Raw genomic sequence first — 19,183 nt, 5'->3', positions numbered from 1 at the left:
GTTCCTCCGCCTTTTATTTCTGTAATGAAGTCTCACATCGGATTTCTTCAATGTGCCTCGCGGCAGGAGCGGGGCTATCTACAGGGAAGGACTTGCCCCTATGACTGCAATCATCGACATCGTTGGTCGCGAAATTCTCGACAGCCGCGGTAACCCGACTGTTGAAGTCGACGTCGTACTCGAAGACGGCTCTTTTGGCCGCGCAGCTGTGCCATCGGGCGCTTCTACTGGCGCACATGAGGCTGTTGAGCTTCGTGACGGCGGCAGCCGCTATCTCGGCAAGGGCGTTGAAAAGGCTGTTGAAGCAGTCAATGGCAAGATTTTCGACGCAATCGCTGGCATCGATGCTGAAAATCAGCTTCTCGTTGACCAGGCTCTGATTGAACTTGATGGCACGCCAAACAAGGGCAATCTCGGTGCAAACGCAATTCTCGGCGTTTCGCTTGCTGTTGCCAAGGCTGCTGCACAGTCGACCGGCCTGCCGCTTTATCGTTACGTTGGCGGTGCTAACGCCCATGTTCTGCCAGTTCCAATGATGAACATCATCAATGGTGGCGCTCATGCCGACAATCCAATCGACTTCCAGGAATTCATGATCCTGCCAGTTGGTGCTCCATCACTGCGCGAAGCTGTTCGTTATGGCGCGGAAGTTTTCCACACGCTCAAGAAGCGTCTGAAAGATGCTGGCCACAACACCAATGTTGGTGATGAAGGCGGCTTTGCTCCGAACCTGCTGAGCGCAGAAGCTGCTCTCGATTTCGTTGTAGAATCGATCGAAAAGGCTGGCTTCAAGCCGGGCGAAGACATTGCTATCGGTCTCGATTGTGCTGCGACTGAATTCTTCAAGGACGGTAACTACGTCTATGAAGGTGAGAACAAGACCCGCGATCCAAAGGCGCAGGCTGAGTATCTCGCAAAGCTCGCTGCTGATTACCCAATCGTTTCGATTGAAGACGGCATGGCTGAAGACGATTGGGAAGGCTGGAAGTATCTGACCGACCTGATTGGCAAGAAGTGCCAGCTCGTTGGCGACGATCTGTTCGTAACGAACTCGGCTCGTCTGCGCGATGGTATCAAGATGGGCGTTGCCAACTCGATCCTCGTCAAGGTCAACCAGATCGGTTCGCTCAGCGAAACGCTGGACGCCGTCGAAACCGCACACAAGGCTGGTTACACCTCGGTCATGTCGCACCGTTCGGGCGAAACCGAAGATTCGACCATTGCCGATCTCGCAGTTGCAACCAACTGCGGTCAGATCAAGACCGGCTCGCTGGCTCGTTCAGACCGTACTGCAAAGTACAACCAGCTCATCCGCATCGAAGAAGAACTTGGCAAGCAGGCTCGCTATGCAGGCCGCAGCGCACTGAAGTTCCTCTAAGATCGAATTGATATCTGAATTAAAAAGGCGGGCTTCGGCTCGCCTTTTTCTTTGTGTCTTCGTGCGGATAAATATGAACGTAGACCGAGTATTCTCTAGAATACGCGTCTTTACAGTGAGTTATCTTTGATAAAGCCTATTAATAGTAGTGTGTATTTTTAATAATTACAAAAATATCATTAATGATGAAGGGCGCACTACAAGCATAGAGCGTAATTAAGAATCCATGCTAAGCAATATTTTGCACAGTAGCCGGCATCTTTTCCTTCAGCAGTGCAAATAATATGTGACTGACGAGACGGACCGACTGCGTTCTCAGCTGATACGAATTGTGCCGATGACACAGAAATCGCACCAACAATTGACGCCAAGAGAACAAGCTTACGCATTTTTTCATCCTCCATTTTACAATAAAAATGCAGGAAGATATTCGGCTTCTCTTATGTAGCTAGCAATTCCAATATGTGGTGAGCAAACTATAAACTTAGCCTGGCTCAATTCGAAACCCTGCGGATGAGGCGTTAAAAAATTTCGCTGATCTACGCGGAGTGAAGACGTAATCTGGGATGTTGTGTCATTCACGAGTTGGCAGGGCGGTGGCTACGATCAGAAGCCGACTTTGTGGCATTCGGTACTGTCACAGCGCTGAGCTTTCTCACAAACCATTCGAACTAAATCACGCAGAGCCTTATCTTATAGTTGTCTTCCATTCCTCTTATGGCCTTTGCAGCCGTTATAGTCGATTTGACAAAACAAATTACATTGATATCAATATAAGTGCGGTTGCCCGTTTCACTCGGTGTCCTATTTCTAGGGAATGCTGACCGAGGGCAGACGCATCTAATCAAAAATGGGTGGGCCAAAATGGGAGAGAGAAATGGCTTACATAGAAGGATTTGTTGTCGCAGTTCCTAAGGCGAACAAGGAAACCTATCAGAAACACGCAGCCAAGGCTTCGGCCTTGTTCAAGGAATTCGGTGTGACGCGGATGGTGGAAGCCTGGGGCGACGATGTGCCTGATGGCAAAGTTACCGATTTCCGCCGTGCGGTACAGGCCAAGGACGACGAAGAGGTTGTCTTCTCGTGGTTCGAATATCCGGACAAAGCCACGCGCGATGCTGCCAATGAAAAAATGATGAGCGATCCGCGCATGAAGGACATGGGCGATACCATGCCATTTGATGGCAAGCGCATGATCATGGGTGGCTTCTCAACAATTCTTGATGTGTGATTTGCACAGGATTCGTTGATGAGATGGCGGCTTCGGCCGCCATTTCTGATTCAGACGAGAGCCATATGTCGTAAAAATTCTACGCCTGAATTGTCCTGTCATCACTCCGCGGTAAAGCTCTGTTAAGCAAAATAATGCTTCATGGTGGAAATCGGATTGACGTGGTCAGAACGCGTGCGATCTGATTCTAACGGATCGGCACTCTGACTATCTTTATTAATGCGCAACCTGTTCCGAAGACTGGTTCCCGTTTTTCGGGGTGCGCTTTAATTCAGAATCAAAGCCGCTCTGAATGTCCGGGAAGGAAGTCGAAATGTGGACCAAGCAGAAACGTAAATCTATCCGCGGCCGTTTTGTGCTGCCTATTCTGACGGCTGCGTTTCTTAGCTATTTCGGCTTTCACGCCTATCATGGCGAATTCGGTCTTTATTCCCGCATCCAGCTTGAAGAACAGAAGAGCTTGCTGACGCAGCAGCTCGATAAGGTGACTGCCGACAGAGCAGCACTTGAAAAGCGAGTCACGCTTTTACGTGATGGTTCGATTGAAAAGGACATGCTTGACGAGCAGGCCCGCAGAGCGCTTAATCTCTCTCATCCCGATGAAATGACAATTATCGTTTCTCGGGAGGATCGATCGAATTAACCAAATCCCGGTTAATTGTCTTTTTGTGATATGTTTTTAAGGGCTTGGCGGCATAGCAGCTATGCTCTGCGCGCATATTGTATCTTGTAAATTGCCCGTATAACGTCACAATAGAACGACAATCGTAGAGCGCCGCGCGTCCTTCGTGTGCGTGAATGTGCTCTGATAATTTGAATCGACGCATGTTGCTTTCAAAATCGATCCCGATTTTGGGTGCATGCTGTAGGGAGCGAGATATGGCACCGAAGGCTAATAAGGCGTCGGCTGGAAAATCGCAGGCGTCTTTTGGGAATGTTCCCAAGACTCCAGCGCCAGCTGATTTCACTAAAGAGCAGGAACTGAACGCTTACCGCGAAATGCTGTTGATCCGCCGTTTCGAAGAAAAGGCCGGACAGCTTTACGGTATGGGCTTTATTGGTGGTTTCTGTCACCTTTATATCGGTCAGGAAGCTGTCGTCGTTGGTATGCAGAGTGCGCTCAAGGAAGGTGATCAGATCATCACTTCCTATCGTGACCATGGTCACATGCTGGCAACCGGCATGGAAGCGCGTGGCGTTATGGCCGAGCTGACCGGCCGCCGTGGAGGTTACTCCAAGGGCAAGGGCGGCTCCATGCACATGTTCTCGAAGGAAAAGGGCTTTTACGGCGGTCATGGTATCGTCGGCGCTCAGGTTCCTCTTGGCACTGGTCTTGCCTTTGCGAACAAGTATCGCGGCAATGACAATATCTCCGTCACCTATTTCGGTGATGGTGCCGCCAATCAGGGCCAGGTCTATGAAGCTTTCAACATGGCATCGCTGTGGAAGCTTCCGGTGATCTACGTGATCGAAAACAACCGCTATGCAATGGGCACGTCGGTTTCGCGTTCTTCCGCTGAAACAGATTTCTCCAAGCGCGGCGTTTCGTTCAACGTTCCGGGCATCAAGGTTGACGGCATGGACGTTCGCGCCGTTGCTGCTGCTGCTGAAGCCGCTGCTGAATGGGCGCGTGCTGGCAAGGGCCCATTGATTCTCGAAATGGAAACCTATCGTTATCGCGGTCACTCGATGTCCGATCCTGCGAAGTATCGCTCGAAGGACGAAGTGCAGAAGATGCGCTCCGAGCACGATCCGATTGAACAGGTCAAACAGCGCCTGATTGAAAATAACTGGGCCACTGAAGAAGAGCTGAAGGAAATCGACAAGGAAGTCCGCGACATCGTCGCTGATTCGGCCGATTTCGCTCAAAACGATCCAGAGCCGGATGTTTCCGAGCTCTACACGGATATTCTGCTCTAATTCAGGAAAGGTATTGTCATGCCCGTAGAAATTCTCATGCCTGCCCTTTCCCCGACGATGGAAGAAGGCAAACTGTCCAAGTGGCTGAAAAAAGAAGGCGACAAGGTCACATCCGGTGACGTGATCGCTGAAATCGAAACCGATAAGGCGACGATGGAAGTCGAAGCTGTTGACGAAGGCACCGTCGGTAAAATTCTCATCGCAGAAGGAACCGAAGGCGTGAAGGTCAACACGCCGATTGCTGTTTTGCTCGGCGATGGCGAAAGCGCCTCCGACATCGGTTCTGCTCCTGCTGCAAAAGCTGAAGCACCGAAAGAAGAAGCAAAAGAAGCACCAAAGACTGAGGAAAAGAAGGCCGATAGCGTGCCTGCTGCTCCGAAAGTTGAAGTTGCTTCCGATCCGGACATTCCAGCCGGTACAGAAATGGTTTCGATGACTGTGCGTGAAGCACTGCGCGACGCCATGGCTGAAGAAATGCGCCGCGACGAGAACGTCTTCATCATGGGTGAAGAAGTTGCCGAATATCAGGGCGCCTACAAGATCACGCAGGGCCTTCTCGACGAATTCGGCGCACGCCGCGTTGTCGATACCCCGATCACCGAGCATGGTTTTGCCGGCGTCGGCGTTGGTGCTGCAATGGCTGGCCTGAAGCCGATTGTCGAATTCATGACCTTCAACTTCGCCATGCAGGCGATTGACCAGATCATCAATTCGGCTGCGAAGACGCTTTATATGTCGGGTGGCCAGATGGGCGCACCGATGGTGTTCCGCGGTCCTTCGGGCGCTGCTGCCCGCGTTGCCGCCCAGCACTCCCAGTGCTATGCCGCATGGTACAGCCAGATCCCTGGCCTGAAGGTCGTCATGCCTTACTCGGCTGCTGACGCGAAGGGTCTTCTCAAGGCTGCTATCCGCGATCCAAATCCGGTCATCTTCCTTGAAAACGAAATTCTCTACGGTCATCATTTCGATGTGCCGAAGCTTGACGATTTCGTTCTGCCAATTGGCAAGGCCCGCATTCACAAGCAGGGCAAGGACGCGACCATCGTTTCGTTCGGTATCGGCATGACCTATGCGGTCAAGGCTGCTGAAGAGCTGGCTGCACAGGGCATCGATGTCGAAATCATCGATCTGCGCACCATCCGCCCAATGGATATTCCAACGGTCGTTGAATCGGTAAAGAAGACCGGTCGTCTCGTTACCGTTGAAGAAGGCTACCCACAGTCTTCCGTTGGTACTGAAATTGCTACCCGCGTCATGCAGCAGGCATTCGATTATCTCGATGCGCCGATCCTGACGATCGCTGGCAAGGACGTTCCGATGCCATATGCGGCAAATCTCGAAAAGCTGGCTCTGCCAACTGTTGCAGAAGTGGTGGAAGCGGTGAAAGCCGTGACCTACACCGCCTGAGGAGGTACTGGACATGCCGATTAAAATCACCATGCCAGCACTTTCACCAACCATGGAAGAGGGCAATCTCTCCAAGTGGCTGGTCAAAGAAGGCGACAAGGTTACGTCCGGCGATGTGATCGCTGAGATCGAAACCGACAAGGCGACGATGGAAGTCGAAGCTGTCGACGAAGGTGTTGTTGCCAAGCTCGTCGTTCCTGCTGGAACCGAAGGCGTCAAGGTCAATGCGCTGATCGCAATCCTCGCCGAAGACGGCGAGGATGTTGCAGAAGCAGCCAAAGGCGGCGATTCCGCTCCTGCACCAAAGGCAGAAGCGGCTAAGGAAGAGCCAAAGAAGGAAGTTGCAACCGCGGCTCCTGCAAAGGCTGAAGCCCCAGCAACTGCTCCGGCAGCAGCCAAGAGTGCCGAGAACAAGGGTGATCGCATTTTCGCATCGCCGCTTGCTCGTCGCATCGCCAAGGATGCAGGCGTTGATGTCTCCGCTGTAAAAGGCACTGGCCCTCATGGCCGTGTCGTTCAGCGTGACGTTGAAGCTGCAATTAAATCCGGCGGAGCGAAAGCAGCATCCGCTGCACCTCAGGCAGCTGCATCGGCTCCAAAGCCTCAGTCGGATGATGCCATCCTCAAGCTCTTTGAAGAAGGCACATACGAAATCGTTCCTCACGACGGTATGCGCAAGACCATTGCCCGCCGTCTGGTTGAATCGAAGCAGACTGTTCCGCATTTCTATCTGACGATCGATTGCGAACTCGATGCGCTTCTGGCTCTGCGTTCGCAGATCAATTCGGCTGCACCACTGACCAAGACGGAGAAGGGTGAGGTTCCGGCCTACAAGCTTTCTGTCAACGATCTGGTGATCAAGGCTGTTGCTCTTGCGCTGCGCGACATTCCTGAAGCCAATGTCTCCTGGACTGAAGGCGGCATGATCAAGCACAAGCGTGCGGATGTCGGCGTTGCTGTGTCGATCCCTGGCGGTCTGATTACGCCAATCGTGCGTCAGTCGGAATCCAAAACGCTGTCCGCCATCTCCAACGAGATGAAGGACCTTGCCAAGCGTGCGCGTGATCGCAAGCTCAAGCCTGATGAATATCAGGGTGGTTCGACCTCTGTGTCCAACCTCGGTATGTTCGGCGTGAAGGACTTTGCAGCAATCATCAACCCACCACATGCGACGATCTTCGCAATCGGTGCGGGCGAACAGCGCGCAGTGGTCAAGAACGGTGAAATCAAGGTTGCGACGGTTATGTCCGTAACCCTTTCCACCGATCACCGTGCTGTCGATGGTGCTCTGGCCGCTGAACTTGCACAGGCCTTCAAGCGTCACATCGAAAACCCGATGGGTATGCTGGTCTGATTGGATGACCTTTAAATGCGCCGCATTCTCAGAATGCGGCGCTTGAGGTTTTGAATGGCAGGACTACTCAAACTTCGCCCGGCTGAACGCCATGATGCTGCCGAGATAGCCATTTTGGTCGATATCTCTTCTCATGGCTTCGCACATTGGTTGTGGCAAAGTGTTATGCATGATTGCGACGCTGAGACCGTGATGGAGGCGGGCTTACGTCAGATGCAGGAAGCTGGCATGGAGGGCTGGCAAGGAACGACCATCGCCGAGTGGGATGGCGTTACAGCTGGATTATCTATCGGTTTTACTCTGGACGAAAGCTTGCATGAGCTAAAGCCACAGAACGAGGTTCTGGCTCAACTTATTGCACTTCAATGCAAGGTGATCGGCAGTCGTTTTATAGACAGCGTTGCCGTTTATCAGAAATTTCGTGGCAAGAGCATCGGCCGCGCACTCGTTGCAAATGAAATCGAGCAGGCAAAACTGAGCGGGAACGCCAGTCTCAGCCTGATAACAGAAAGCCATAATAGCGTAGCGCTTTCGCTTTATCGCGGTTATGGATTTGAAGAAATGGAACGGCTCGAAGCTGTGAAGCGTATCGGGCAGGACAAAGTTCATGACTGGGTATTGCTTACCCGGAATGTGAACTGAGCAAAGGCAGGAACAATATGGCCGACACTTACGACGTTATTGTTATCGGATCCGGTCCTGGAGGCTATGTTGCGGCGATCCGCGCAGCACAGCTCGGGCTCAAGACGGCTGTTGTAGAGCGCGAACATCTCGCTGGCATCTGCTCCAACTGGGGTTGTATCCCGACCAAAGCGCTTCTGCGTTCGGCTGAAGTGAAGCACCTCGCTGATCATGCCAAAAATTATGGTCTGAAGCTTGAAGGTTCAATCACTGCCGATATCAAGGCTGTTGTTTCCCGTTCGCGCGGCATTGCCGAGCGCATGAACGGTGGCGTCGGCTTCCTGATGAAGAAGAACAAGATCGATGTGATCTGGGGCGAAGCAAAGCTTTCCAAGCCGGGTGAAATCGTCGTTTCCAAGACTTCCAAGGCGCCGATGTTGCCACAGGCACCTCAGCCGAAGAACACACTTGGCGAGGGCACTTACAAGGCTAAGCACATCATCGTTGCAACAGGTGCGCGTCCGCGTGCGCTTCCAGGCATTGAGCCAGATGGCAAGCTGATCTGGACTTACTTTGAAGCGATGGTGCCACAGGAACTGCCGAAAACCATGCTGGTCATGGGTTCGGGCGCAATCGGCATCGAGTTTGCCTCGTTCTATAACGACATGGGCGTTGATGTTACCGTCGTTGAACTGATGTCGCAGATCATGCCTGTTGAAGATGCGGAAATTTCGGCTTTCGCACGCAAGCAGCTCGAAAAGCGCGGTCTCAAGATCATCACCGAAGCCAAGGTTTCCAAAGTTGAGAAGGGCGCAAACAATGTGACCGCTCATATCGAAACCAAGGATGGCAAGGTTCAGACACTCACCGTTGATCGCATGATTTCGGCTGTTGGCGTTCAGGGCAATATCGAGAATATCGGTCTTGAAGCACTTGGCGTTAAGACTGATCGTGGCTGCATTGCCATCGACGCTTATTGCAAGACCAATGTTGATGGCATTTATGCGATTGGTGACGTTGCTGGTCCGCCGATGCTAGCTCACAAGGCTGAGCATGAAGCTGTTATCTGCGTTGAAAAGATTGCAGGTCTGCCAAATGTTCATCCGCTTGACCGCAATATGGTCCCAGGCTGCACCTATTGTAACCCACAGGTTGCATCGGTTGGTTTGACTGAAGCCAAGGCAAAGGAAAAAGGCCTCGACATTCGTGTCGGTCGTTTCCCATTTGTAGCAAACGGTAAAGCGATTGCACTTGGTGAAGATCAGGGTCTGGTCAAGACGATCTTCGACAAGAAGACCGGACAGCTGCTGGGCGCGCATCTTGTTGGCGCCGAAGTGACCGAACTTATTCAGGGCTTCGTCGTTGCGATGAACCTTGAAACCACTGAAGAAGAACTGATGCACTCGGTCTTCCCGCATCCAACGATTTCCGAAACGATGAAGGAAAGCGTACTGGATGCCTATGGCCGCGCGCTGAATATGTAATTCAGAGACCTGATTCCGACATTTGCACCTCTTCACAACAAGTGTTGTGCAAATGTCGGTTTTCAAACTTTGAATTCAATTCACGAGGAAACGCTCTTAAAGGAGTGAACTCATTCCGCTGATTGATAATGGAGGGCCATGGCGGCGTGCCGCTTGGCCCATGATTAAATGGTGTACGACAGGCGGTCTTGCTTTAGGCTTTCTGGCAGGAAGCTTGAGCTTGCTCGGCGGAAACACCATATCGGTCAACGGAATGGCTATCGCTGGCTGGTACGGCGTCTGGATACTGACATTGGCTCTCGGATTAGGCGGCTTTCTGTTTGGCCTCATCTGGGCGTTGGTTTTCAGAGCATTAGGTATGGCAGCGAGACGGTAAGCCGCAGCAAATGCCATTGCATTGCAGCGTATCAAATTGTTAGGGCAAGCGTTAAGTCAGGGGTCTACCCATTATTGGAACAGATCAGCTCTCAGGCATTTGTTTCAGATAGGCAGGAAACAGCATGGTTACAGTTCTCGATACAGTGAACCAGAGACGTCAGCGGCACCCTGAAAAGGCTCACCGTCCAGACACCGAAATTCTGAAGAAGCCGGACTGGATCCGCGTCAAGGCCCCGGTTTCGCGCGGCTATAACGAGACGCGCGAGATCGTCCGCTCGAACAAGCTTGTTACCGTTTGCGAAGAAGCAGGTTGCCCGAACATTGGCGAGTGCTGGGAAAAGAAGCACGCGACCTTCATGATCATGGGCGAAATCTGCACCCGCGCCTGTGCTTTCTGTAACGTATCGACCGGTATCCCGACGGCTCTTGATCCAAATGAGCCGGAAAATGTCGCTAAGGCTGTCAAGCAGATGGGCCTTACCCACGTCGTTATTACCTCTGTTGACCGTGACGATCTGGCCGATGGCGGCGCGCAGCATTTTGCCGAGGTTATTCGCGCGATCCGCGCGGCAACACCAAAGACAACGATTGAAATTCTTACGCCAGACTTCCTGCGCAAGGAAGGCGCGCTTGAGATCGTGGTCAAGGCACGCCCTGACGTGTTCAATCACAATCTGGAAACGGTTCCGTCGAAGTATCTTAAGGTTCGCCCGGGCGCTCGTTATTTCCATTCGATCCGCCTGTTGCAGCGCGTGAAGGAACTCGACCCGACAATCTTCACGAAGTCCGGCATCATGGTTGGTCTTGGCGAAGAGCGGAACGAAATCCTTCAGCTGATGGACGACCTTCGTTCTGCTGAAGTGGATTTCATGACCATCGGTCAGTATCTCCAGCCAACCCGCAAGCACCATCCGGTGATCCGTTTCGTGACGCCAGACGAATTCAAGTCTTTCGAGACGATTGGTCGTACCAAGGGCTTTGCGCTCGTTGCGTCCAGCCCGCTGACGCGTTCATCGCACCATGCCGGTGACGATTTCGCAAAGCTCAAGGCTGCTCGCGAAGCGCAGGTTGCAGCACAGGCTTAAGTTCGCATGCCGCAATTTACGAATGTCAGACGCGTTCATCACAGGGCAGACCAGATGTTTGCCCTGGTATCCGATGTTGAAAAATATCCGCAATTCCTGCCGATGTGCGAAGCACTCTCAATTCGCTCCCGAAAGGAGCGGGAGGGCAAGACGCTTTTGATCGCCGACATGACGGTTGGCTATAAGCTGATCCGCGAGACATTCACCAGCCAGGTGCTTCTGAAGCCGGACGAAAACGTCATCGACGTGAAATATGTCGATGGCCCGTTCCGCTATCTCGACAATCGCTGGACATTTAAGCCGGTGAGCGATGGTTATGAATGTGACGTCGAATTCTTCATCGACTATGAATTCAAAAGTCGCACGCTTGGGCTGCTGATGGGATCAATGTTCGATCTGGCTTTCCGCAAGTTCTCAGAAGCCTTTGAGAAGCGTGCTGACGCAATTTACGGTCTGGCTTAGGCTTTAGAGTTCAGCGCCTCAAGGACCAGTGCCAGCGCAGAAAGCACGGTTTGATGCCGAATGTCTTCGCGTGACTTTTCACCAAAACGGCATTCTTTGTGTAGCGTGGCAAAACCTTTGCGCGCGCTGGCAATGTGCACGAGACCGACCGGCTTTTCTGCTGACCCGCCACCGGGGCCGGCAATACCGGTAACGGCAATGCTGATGCCAGCGCGTGAATTGTTCAGCGCGCCTTCCGCCATAGCTATTGCCACTTCTTTTGAAACCGCACCCACCTGGTTGATCAGTTCCATCGGGACGCCGACCATCTCATTCTTGGCTTCATTGGAGTAGGTTACAAAGCCGCGGTCCACCACATCGGATGAACCTGCAATATCGGTGAGTGCTGCCGCGATAAGCCCGCCTGTGCAGGATTCTGCTGTCGCAATCATGATGCCGTGTTTGCGGCACGCGTTGAGTACGTCGATGGACTGGGCTTCCGCAACCAGTGTCATTCTGGAACCTCACCGGGATAGATTACTGTTGCCGTTACGATAGCCGCAATGCCTTCGCCGCGACCAACAAAGCCCATTTTCTCGTTGGTGGTCGCTTTGACGGAAACACGGTCATGCGAAATGCCGAGCATATTTGCCATGGCTTCCATCATTGCCGGGCGATGCGGACCAATCTTAGGTTCTTCAGCGATGATCGTCACATCTGCGTTGGCGATACGACCACCGGCTTCACGCACGATCTTGACCGCATGTTCAACAAAGATATGCGATGCAGCACCCTTCCACTGCGGATCGGAAGGCGGGAAATGTGTGCCAATATCGCCTGCGCCGCGTGTGGCAAGCAGGGCATCGGTCAGTGCGTGGAGGGCCACGTCGGCATCCGAGTGACCGTTCAGTTTCCTGTTGTGCGGAATGGCCACACCGCAAAGCGTGACGTGGTCGCCCGGCTCGAAACTGTGAACGTCATAGCCATTGCCGGTGCGGATATCTGGAAATGAAGTCATGCCATGCCTCAAGCGTTTGTCGGCCATTTCTATATCTTTGGCCCATGTGAGTTTGGTATTGTCTGCCGAACCCTCGATGATACGCACGGAAAGTCCATAAGCTTCCGCAATCGAGGCATCGTCGGTAAAATCCGACCGGCCGCTGAGATAAGCTTTTTCGTGGGCGTCCAGGATCGGGGTAAAGGGAAAGGCCTGCGGCGTCTGTGCTGCAAAAAGACCAGCACGAGGGACAGTCGTTCTAACAGTGCCGTCACTGGCCGATTGCTTCAACGTGTCCGAAACCGCAAGGGCAGGCAGCACACCTTCCTGCGGTGTCAGATTGTCGAATATGCGTGCAAGCAAATCCTGCTCAATGAATGGACGCACACCATCATGGATGAGGACATAGTCAGGGGCGTTCTTGTTGAGCGCCAACAATCCAAGTCGTGTGGATTCCTGGCGCGTCGGACCACCGGTGACAACGCGCACATTCTCATAATATTCGGTGATGGCATTCTCATAAAGCGCCGCATCATCGGCATGGATGACCACGATGATCTGATCGATCTCAGCGCAATGCGCAAAAGCACGCAGCGTGCGCGAAAGCACTGCTTCGCCGCCGATCCGCCGATATTGCTTCGGCCCTTCAGTGCTCTGTCCCGCCCGTTCGCCGCGTCCTGCGGCTACGATGACTGCTGCTGCCCGTGAAATGTCGGTCGCCTTCGCCAAAAGATTCATCTAGTTACATGCGGAATAATGCCTTGCGCAAATAATTGCCAGACGGCAATCGATTTATCATCGCAGCTACGCGCTTTTCCTTGCGTTCAATGCATTGAATGATTAAAGTGTGTGCTAATTGCATCATGCACATCAAATGGGCATTTCTTGGTGACTACCCTTGGACAACCTCTGAATATACGCGGTGTGACACTGCCAAACCGCGTATTTCTCGCGCCCATGTCAGGCGTCTCCGATCTTCCGTTCCGAAAACGCGCCGCCGAGGCTGGCGCGGGCATGGTTGTTTCGGAAATGGTGGCAAGTGTTGAACTCTGCAATCGCCATAAGGAAAGCATGTTGCGCTTATCCGGCGAAGGGCTTGGCACGCATGTTGTGCAGCTTGCAGGCCGCGAAGCGCACTGGATGGCCGAAGCAGCCATCATCGCCGAGGGCGAGGGCGCGGATATTATCGACATCAATATGGGCTGCCCTGCCAAGAAAGTGACAGGCGGCTATTCGGGTTCAGCCCTTATGCGCGATCTCGATCATGCGATGACGTTGGTTGAAGCAACCGTTAATGCCGTGAAAGTGCCAGTTACGCTGAAAATGCGTCTTGGCTGGGACGAAAACAGTATCAACGCACCGGAACTTGCAAAGCGTGCCGAAGATGCGGGTATTGCGATGGTGACGGTTCATGGACGCACACGCTGCCAGTTTTATGAAGGCAAAGCCGACTGGGACGCCATTCATGCGGTACGCGATGTCGTGAAGATTCCACTTGTCGCCAATGGCGATGTGTCGTCACGTGAAGATGCGGAAGAATTGCTGCGTCGCTCAGGCGCTGATGCCGTGATGGTCGGGCGCGCCTCCTATGGTCAGCCCTGGCTTGCTGGCTTGATCGCCGGCAGCGATTTCGCACCGCGGTCGCAGGATGGCATTCTTTCTTATATTATAAGACATTACGAAGATATGCTCGACCATTATGGCAGCAAGACGGGTATTCGCCATTCAAGAAAGCATCTTGGCTGGTATCTGGATTGTCATGCAGTCGAAGCATTTTCTCCCGCAGACAAGGCTGAAATCATGACGCTCATCGACCCGGAAGCGGTTGTCGCGGCATTGACCCGCGTTTTTCTGCGTGAAGCAGACAGAAAGGTCGCGTGATGGGCGTTAGAGGTGAAACGAACGGCATTCCAGCAATCATTCTGGATGCAATCAATCAGCCTGTCATTATGGTCAGCGCCGACAATCATATTGTTTATGCCAATATGGATGCGGAGCAGTTTTTCCGCTCGGGTTCGTCCATTCTGGCGCGTAACCGTCTTGAATCTTTTCTGCCTTTCGGCAGTCCGTTGCTGGCTCTTGTCGATCAGGTTCGCACCGCTCAGGTTCCGGTGAACGAGTATCGTGTCGATATTTCATCGCCGAAACTCGGTGCCGAACGCATTGTAGATCTTTACGTGGCGCCGGTCATCGAAACGCCGGGTGCTGTGGTTATTCTGTTTAAAGAAAAAACCATGGCGGAGAAGATTGACCGTCAGATGACCCATCGCGGGGCAGCACGTTCGGTGACGGGGCTTGCTTCCATGCTGGCGCATGAGATCAAGAACCCGCTTTCAGGCATTCGCGGGGCCGCTCAACTACTTGAACAGGTGGTTGGTGATGAAGACCGCGCATTGGCACGGTTGATTACCGATGAAACTGATCGCATCGTGAAGCTCGTTGATCGTATGGAAGTGTTTTCCGATGAACGACCTATCGAGCGTACGGCGGTCAATATCTATTCGGTGCTGGATCATGTGAAGACATTGGCGCGAAACGGTTTTGCGCGGCATATCCGCTTTGTCGAGGAATATGATCCATCGCTGCCACCGGTTTATGCCAATCGCGATCAGCTTGTGCAGGTTTTCCTCAATCTGGTGAAAAATGCTGCTGAGGCGCTTGGCGACCGTGAAGGTGCCGAGATCACGCTCTCGACGGCTTATCGTCCGGGCATTCGCCTGCAAGTGCCGGGCGCCAGTGATCGTGTTGCGCTGCCACTTGAGTTTTGCGTCCATGATAATGGTCCGGGCGTGCCGGAAGATATGCTGCCGCATCTGTTTGATCCGTTTGTAACGACCAAGACTAATGGGTCGGGCCTCGGACTAGCGCTTGTGGCCAAAATCATTGGAGATCATGGCGGTGTGATCGAGTGCGACAGTCATCCATCGCGCACCACATTCCGCATTCTCATGCCTGCATGGAAAAGTTCTGCTGATAACACGGGCTCCAAGAGCCCAAGCATGTCTGCAAAGACAGGAGATAACGCATGATTGCCGGACGTCCGACAGGTACGATTCTCGTTGCGGATGACGATGCTGCAATTCGCACAGTGCTCAATCAGGCACTTTCGCGTGCTGGCTACGATGTTCGGGTTACATCCAACGCGACCTCGCTGTGGCGTTGGGTGGCAGCTGGCGATGGCGATCTGGTTATTACCGACGTCAATATGCCAGACGAAAATGCGTTTGATCTGCTGCCACGCATCAAGAAAATGCGCCCCGATCTGCCGATTGTGGTGATGAGCGCGCAAAATACATTCATGACCGCGATCCGGGCTTCGGAAGCGGGAGCTTATGAATATCTGCCAAAGCCGTTCGATCTGACAGAGCTCATCAATATTGTTGGTCGTGCGCTTTCAGAGCCAAAGCATAAACCAGCTGCCGTGTTGCAGGATGAGCAGGCAGAAAATATGCCGCTCGTTGGCCGTTCGCCAGCCATGCAGGAAATCTATCGCGTCTTGGCCCGTATGATGCAGACCGACCTGACCATGATGGTCACAGGTGAGTCGGGCACAGGCAAGGAACTGGTCGCGCGCGCGTTGCATGAATATGGGCGCCGTCGCAAAGGACCGTTTGTTGCCATCAATATGGCTGCAATCCCACGCGATCTGATCGAATCCGAACTGTTTGGCCATGAAAAAGGTGCGTTTACCGGCGCACAGAACCGTTCCAGCGGACGTTTCGAGCAGGCCAATGGCGGTACGCTGTTCCTTGACGAAATCGGCGACATGCCGATGGAAGCGCAGACGCGCTTGCTGCGTGTGTTGCAGCAGGGCGAATATATGACGGTCGGTGGCCGCACGCCGATCAAGACTGATGTGCGCATCGTGGCCGCAACCAACAAGGATTTGCGGCAGCTCATCGCACAGGGTCTGTTCCGCGAAGACCTTTATTATCGCCTGAATGTCGTGCCACTGCGCTTGCCGCCGCTTCGTGAGCGCAGCGAAGATGTGCCTGATCTGGTTCGTCACTTCTTCAAGCGCGCTGCCGAAGAAGGCCTGCCAGAGAAACGCATTACACCCGCTGGCATTGAAATGATGCGTCGCTATCCGTGGCCGGGTAACGTGCGCGAACTCGAAAATCTCGTGCGCAGGCTTTCAGCACTTTATCCGCAGGATGAGATTTCGCCGGAAATCATCGAGACCGAGCTGAAATCAGAGCTTTCAAAGCCTGATATTCCAATTGCGGTTGCGGGCGACATTGAAAACATCACCATATCGCAGGTGGTTGAGCAGAATATGCAGCGATACTTCGCATCGTTTGGTGCTGATTTGCCCCCACCAGGGCTTTATCATCGCGTGCTGGCGGAACTGGAATATCCGCTGATTCTTGCTTGTCTGACCGCAACGCGAGGTAATCAGATCAAGGCTGCAGAGATTCTCGGACTTAATCGCAATACGTTGCGTAAAAAGATCAGAGAGCTTGGCGTGAACATCTATCGGGGCACAAAGCAGTAAAAACCGGGCAGTAAGACCGCTCACAGTTTCGCGAAGTCTCATTTAAGCTGTAAACAATCGTTGCATTTTCGCCACAATGCGTTGCATAGATGCAACGCTATTGGGTAACATGGTTAACATGAATACAGCGAATCTGACGACGGATATGGATAAGGTGGGGCGATCATCGCAAGGCGGTGAGGGGCGCAGGCTTCTTGCATTGCCCGGTATCATTACCGTTGTGTTGGCGCTGGTTACAGCGTCAATTTCTTTTGCCATCCTCATCGGTATCACGCCAATCACGCCTGATCGCAACGTGACGATTGCGTTGGTTATCGTCAATGTGGCGCTGATTGTTTTTCTTATCCTGCTGATTTGCCGCGAGATTTTCCGTATCGTATCGGCTCGCAGATCGGGAAAAGCAGCTTCTCGTCTGCATGTCCGCATCGTTGCGCTGTTCTCATTGATTGCGGCTGTTCCGGCAATCGTGGTGGCAATTGTCGCTTCCGTGACGCTTAATCTCGGACTTGATCGGTGGTTTGATACGAATACACGCGATATCGTGAGTTCGTCGCAGAGTTTGGCCGATTCCTATCTTCGCGACACGGCACTTAACTTGCAGAGCACCTCTTTTTCGATGCTGCAGGAGTTGGATGCTCAACGCACGCTTTACAGTCTCGATAGGGGCGGGTTCATCCGCTATATGACGCTGCAAGCCGGCGGCCGCGGGCTGCTCGGTGCATTTCTGGTTCGTGAAGACGGCACCGTTATCGTTAAAAGCGAAACTGGTGTGGAAACACGTCTTCCACCGCCTACCGAAGATGCTCTGCAAACAGCCTCTGACGGTAAGCCGGTTATCATCCCCCCGGGTGATCTGAACTTCGTCGGCGCTGTTATCAAGATGCGCGAAATACCGGATCTGTATCTTTATACGGTTCGGGCTATCGATCAGCAGATATTGGACGCAATGCGTTTGATGAAAGCCAACACAGAACGCTATCAGGAGATGGATGCTACGCGCATCCCGACCCAGATCGCTTTTGCGCTTCTCTATTTTGGTCTGACTCTCATTGTTCTGTTGTCGGCTATTTGGACCGGTATTGCCGTTGCTGACCGTCTGGTTCGCCCGATCAGGCTGCTGATTGGTGCTGCTGATGATGTGGCTGCTGGCAATCTCGATATTTCGGTGCCGGTACGCTCGTCGGATGGTGACGTTGGTGCGCTTTCGGGCACCTTCAACAACATGGTCGCCGAGCTTAAGAGCCAGCGTAACGAACTTCTGTCTGCCAAAGACCAGATCGACGAGCGCCGTCGCTTCTCCGAAGCCGTGCTTTCGGGCGTTACAGCCGGTGTTATCGGTATCGAAACGGATGGCTCGATTTCGATCCTCAATCGCTCTGCCGAGCATATGTTCGGGGTCAGCTCAGAGGATGCAATTGGCAAGAGTCTAAGCAGCATTGCTCCTGAAATCGGACAGGCCTTTGAAGTTGCCCGCACGACGGGTCGCACTGTTCATCGCGAGCAGGTCAGCATGACTCGTGGCGGTGTTGCGCGTACCTTCAACGTGCAGGTAACTGTTGAGGATGCGGAATCCGACGATCACTCTTATGTCGTCACCGTTGATGACATTACCGATCTCGTTCAGGCACAGCGTTCGTCTGCATGGGCTGATGTTGCGCGCCGCATTGCGCATGAGATCAAAAACCCGCTCACACCGATCCAGCTTTCGGCTGAACGCATTCGTCGTCGTTATGGCAAGGTGATTACCGAGGATCGCGAAGTCTTCGATCAATGCACCGATACGATCATTCGTCAGGTCGGCGATATTGGTCGTATGGTCGATGAATTCTCCGCTTTTGCGCGTATGCCCAAGCCTGAAATGAAGGCCATGGATATGCGCGAGGCGCTGCGGGAAGCATTGTTCCTCATTGAAGTCAGCCGTCAGGATATTCAGTTCGCCAATGAATATGGTTCTGAAAAGCTGATTGGTTCGTTTGATAGCCGCTTGCTCGGTCAGGCATTTGGCAACGTCATCAAGAATGCCAGTGAAGCAATTGATGCTGTGCCCAAGGAAGAGCGCGGCGAGGGGCATATTCTTGTGCGCTCAATGAAGGCGGACGGGAACCTGATCGTCGATGTCATCGATAACGGCAAAGGTCTGCCGGGTGATGATCGTCAGAAGCTCCTGGAGCCTTATATGACGACGCGAGAAAAAGGCACGGGTCTTGGCCTCGCTATCGTCCGCAAGATCGTGGAAGACCACGGCGGACATTTGGAATTGCATGATGCGCCAGCAGATTTCCACGGAGGACGTGGCGCAATGATACGTATGATCTTTCCTGAGGTTTCCGCCGGTCCATCCGGTGCGGAAGAGGGAAATCCCGGAAACGAGATAATTGGACAGGTGAACTGA

The 19,183-nt window shown here is 53.1% G+C and carries 17 protein-coding genes; 15 read left to right on the top strand and 2 right to left on the bottom strand.

The features are described from left to right. The first annotated feature begins 100 nt into the window (after positions 1-100). The 11 genes from eno to ABWV94_RS03350 all read left to right on the top strand — a co-directional run bounded on the left by eno (position 101) and on the right by ABWV94_RS03350 (position 11,320). Entirely contained in the window at positions 101-1,378 is a 1,278-nt protein-coding gene (gene eno / locus ABWV94_RS03400) for a phosphopyruvate hydratase (protein WP_007875148.1), read from the top strand. 877 nt (positions 1,379-2,255) lie between these two features. Further along, positions 2,256-2,609: a DUF1428 domain-containing protein gene (locus ABWV94_RS03395; RefSeq protein ID WP_007875146.1), complete on the top strand. Its 354-nt coding sequence runs from the start codon at positions 2,256-2,258 to the stop codon at positions 2,607-2,609. A 313-nt stretch (positions 2,610-2,922) separates the two neighbouring features. Beyond that, complete coding sequence (locus ABWV94_RS03390) at positions 2,923-3,252, top strand: FtsB family cell division protein (RefSeq protein WP_007875144.1); 330 nt, start codon at positions 2,923-2,925, stop codon at positions 3,250-3,252. 236 nt (positions 3,253-3,488) lie between these two features. Continuing rightward, a complete protein-coding gene (pdhA, locus tag ABWV94_RS03385) occupies positions 3,489-4,529 on the top strand; it encodes a pyruvate dehydrogenase (acetyl-transferring) E1 component subunit alpha (RefSeq protein ID WP_007875142.1) in 1,041 nt (346 codons plus the stop codon). An 18-nt stretch (positions 4,530-4,547) separates the two neighbouring features. Further along, a complete protein-coding gene (locus ABWV94_RS03380; RefSeq protein ID WP_007875141.1) occupies positions 4,548-5,936 on the top strand; it encodes a pyruvate dehydrogenase complex E1 component subunit beta in 1,389 nt (462 codons plus the stop codon). A 13-nt stretch (positions 5,937-5,949) separates the two neighbouring features. Further along, entirely contained in the window at positions 5,950-7,290 is a 1,341-nt protein-coding gene (locus tag ABWV94_RS03375; RefSeq protein ID WP_113498476.1) for a pyruvate dehydrogenase complex dihydrolipoamide acetyltransferase, read from the top strand. Between the two features lie 54 nt (positions 7,291-7,344). Beyond that, a complete protein-coding gene (locus ABWV94_RS03370; protein WP_105518606.1) occupies positions 7,345-7,932 on the top strand; it encodes a GNAT family N-acetyltransferase in 588 nt (195 codons plus the stop codon). Between the two features lie 17 nt (positions 7,933-7,949). Further along, entirely contained in the window at positions 7,950-9,395 is a 1,446-nt protein-coding gene (lpdA, locus tag ABWV94_RS03365) for a dihydrolipoyl dehydrogenase (RefSeq protein WP_007875138.1), read from the top strand. A gap of 160 nt (positions 9,396-9,555) precedes the next feature. Further along, positions 9,556-9,771, top strand: a complete 216-nt coding sequence (locus ABWV94_RS03360; RefSeq protein WP_113498474.1) for a hypothetical protein — start codon at positions 9,556-9,558, stop codon at positions 9,769-9,771. Between the two features lie 124 nt (positions 9,772-9,895). Then, the gene (gene lipA / locus ABWV94_RS03355) at positions 9,896-10,858 is read left to right on the top strand and encodes a lipoyl synthase (protein WP_112812785.1); all 963 of its coding nucleotides are present in this window, start codon (positions 9,896-9,898) and stop codon (positions 10,856-10,858) included. Between the two features lie 6 nt (positions 10,859-10,864). Beyond that, complete coding sequence (locus ABWV94_RS03350) at positions 10,865-11,320, top strand: type II toxin-antitoxin system RatA family toxin (RefSeq protein ID WP_007875135.1); 456 nt, start codon at positions 10,865-10,867, stop codon at positions 11,318-11,320. Here ABWV94_RS03350 and ABWV94_RS03345 read toward each other — a convergent pair. After that, positions 11,317-11,814 (bottom strand): CinA family protein, encoded by a 498-nt coding sequence (locus ABWV94_RS03345; RefSeq protein WP_113498472.1) that lies wholly within the window; start codon positions 11,812-11,814, stop codon positions 11,317-11,319. The genes ABWV94_RS03350 and ABWV94_RS03345 overlap by 4 nt on opposite strands. Further along, positions 11,811-13,034, bottom strand: coding sequence for a bifunctional 2-C-methyl-D-erythritol 4-phosphate cytidylyltransferase/2-C-methyl-D-erythritol 2,4-cyclodiphosphate synthase (locus ABWV94_RS03340; protein WP_353412610.1), 1,224 nt, complete (start codon positions 13,032-13,034; stop codon positions 11,811-11,813). Before ABWV94_RS03340 ends, ABWV94_RS03345 begins: the two co-directional genes overlap by 4 nt. Before the next feature lie 150 nt (positions 13,035-13,184). Here ABWV94_RS03340 and dusB point away from each other — a divergent pair, with 150 nt between their 5' ends. From dusB to ABWV94_RS03320, 4 genes are all read left to right on the top strand, one after another. After that, complete coding sequence (dusB, locus tag ABWV94_RS03335) at positions 13,185-14,177, top strand: tRNA dihydrouridine synthase DusB (RefSeq protein WP_353412608.1); 993 nt, start codon at positions 13,185-13,187, stop codon at positions 14,175-14,177. Then, complete coding sequence (locus ABWV94_RS03330) at positions 14,177-15,325, top strand: two-component system sensor histidine kinase NtrB (protein WP_064320663.1); 1,149 nt, start codon at positions 14,177-14,179, stop codon at positions 15,323-15,325. Before dusB ends, ABWV94_RS03330 begins: the two co-directional genes overlap by 1 nt. Further along, positions 15,322-16,791 (top strand): nitrogen regulation protein NR(I), encoded by a 1,470-nt coding sequence (gene ntrC / locus ABWV94_RS03325; protein WP_007875118.1) that lies wholly within the window; start codon positions 15,322-15,324, stop codon positions 16,789-16,791. The genes ABWV94_RS03330 and ntrC overlap by 4 nt, the downstream gene beginning before the upstream one ends. 76 nt (positions 16,792-16,867) lie before the next feature. Then, entirely contained in the window at positions 16,868-19,183 is a 2,316-nt protein-coding gene (locus ABWV94_RS03320; protein WP_113498468.1) for a sensor histidine kinase NtrY-like, read from the top strand.

It is taken from the genome of Brucella sp. NBRC 12953 (genome assembly GCF_040369775.1).
Lineage (GTDB): Bacteria > Pseudomonadota > Alphaproteobacteria > Rhizobiales > Rhizobiaceae > Brucella > Brucella pseudogrignonensis.
This window is presented reverse-complemented; position numbering and strand designations above follow the sequence as displayed.

Coding starts and splice junctions, on each gene's coding strand:
- eno (WP_007875148.1), top strand. CDS start 101: ATGACTGCAATCATCGACATCGTTGGTCGCGAAATTCTCGACAGCCGC.
- ABWV94_RS03340 (WP_353412610.1), bottom strand. CDS start 13,034: ATGAATCTTTTGGCGAAGGCGACCGACATTTCACGGGCAGCAGCAGTC.
- ABWV94_RS03345 (WP_113498472.1), bottom strand. CDS start 11,814: ATGACACTGGTTGCGGAAGCCCAGTCCATCGACGTACTCAACGCGTGC.
- ntrC (WP_007875118.1), top strand. CDS start 15,322: ATGATTGCCGGACGTCCGACAGGTACGATTCTCGTTGCGGATGACGAT.
- ABWV94_RS03370 (WP_105518606.1), top strand. CDS start 7,345: ATGGCAGGACTACTCAAACTTCGCCCGGCTGAACGCCATGATGCTGCC.
- ABWV94_RS03395 (WP_007875146.1), top strand. CDS start 2,256: ATGGCTTACATAGAAGGATTTGTTGTCGCAGTTCCTAAGGCGAACAAG.
- ABWV94_RS03360 (WP_113498474.1), top strand. CDS start 9,556: ATGATTAAATGGTGTACGACAGGCGGTCTTGCTTTAGGCTTTCTGGCA.
- ABWV94_RS03330 (WP_064320663.1), top strand. CDS start 14,177: ATGGGCGTTAGAGGTGAAACGAACGGCATTCCAGCAATCATTCTGGAT.
- pdhA (WP_007875142.1), top strand. CDS start 3,489: ATGGCACCGAAGGCTAATAAGGCGTCGGCTGGAAAATCGCAGGCGTCT.
- ABWV94_RS03320 (WP_113498468.1), top strand. CDS start 16,868: ATGCGTTGCATAGATGCAACGCTATTGGGTAACATGGTTAACATGAAT.
- ABWV94_RS03350 (WP_007875135.1), top strand. CDS start 10,865: ATGCCGCAATTTACGAATGTCAGACGCGTTCATCACAGGGCAGACCAG.
- ABWV94_RS03375 (WP_113498476.1), top strand. CDS start 5,950: ATGCCGATTAAAATCACCATGCCAGCACTTTCACCAACCATGGAAGAG.
- ABWV94_RS03380 (WP_007875141.1), top strand. CDS start 4,548: ATGCCCGTAGAAATTCTCATGCCTGCCCTTTCCCCGACGATGGAAGAA.
- lipA (WP_112812785.1), top strand. CDS start 9,896: ATGGTTACAGTTCTCGATACAGTGAACCAGAGACGTCAGCGGCACCCT.
- ABWV94_RS03390 (WP_007875144.1), top strand. CDS start 2,923: ATGTGGACCAAGCAGAAACGTAAATCTATCCGCGGCCGTTTTGTGCTG.
- lpdA (WP_007875138.1), top strand. CDS start 7,950: ATGGCCGACACTTACGACGTTATTGTTATCGGATCCGGTCCTGGAGGC.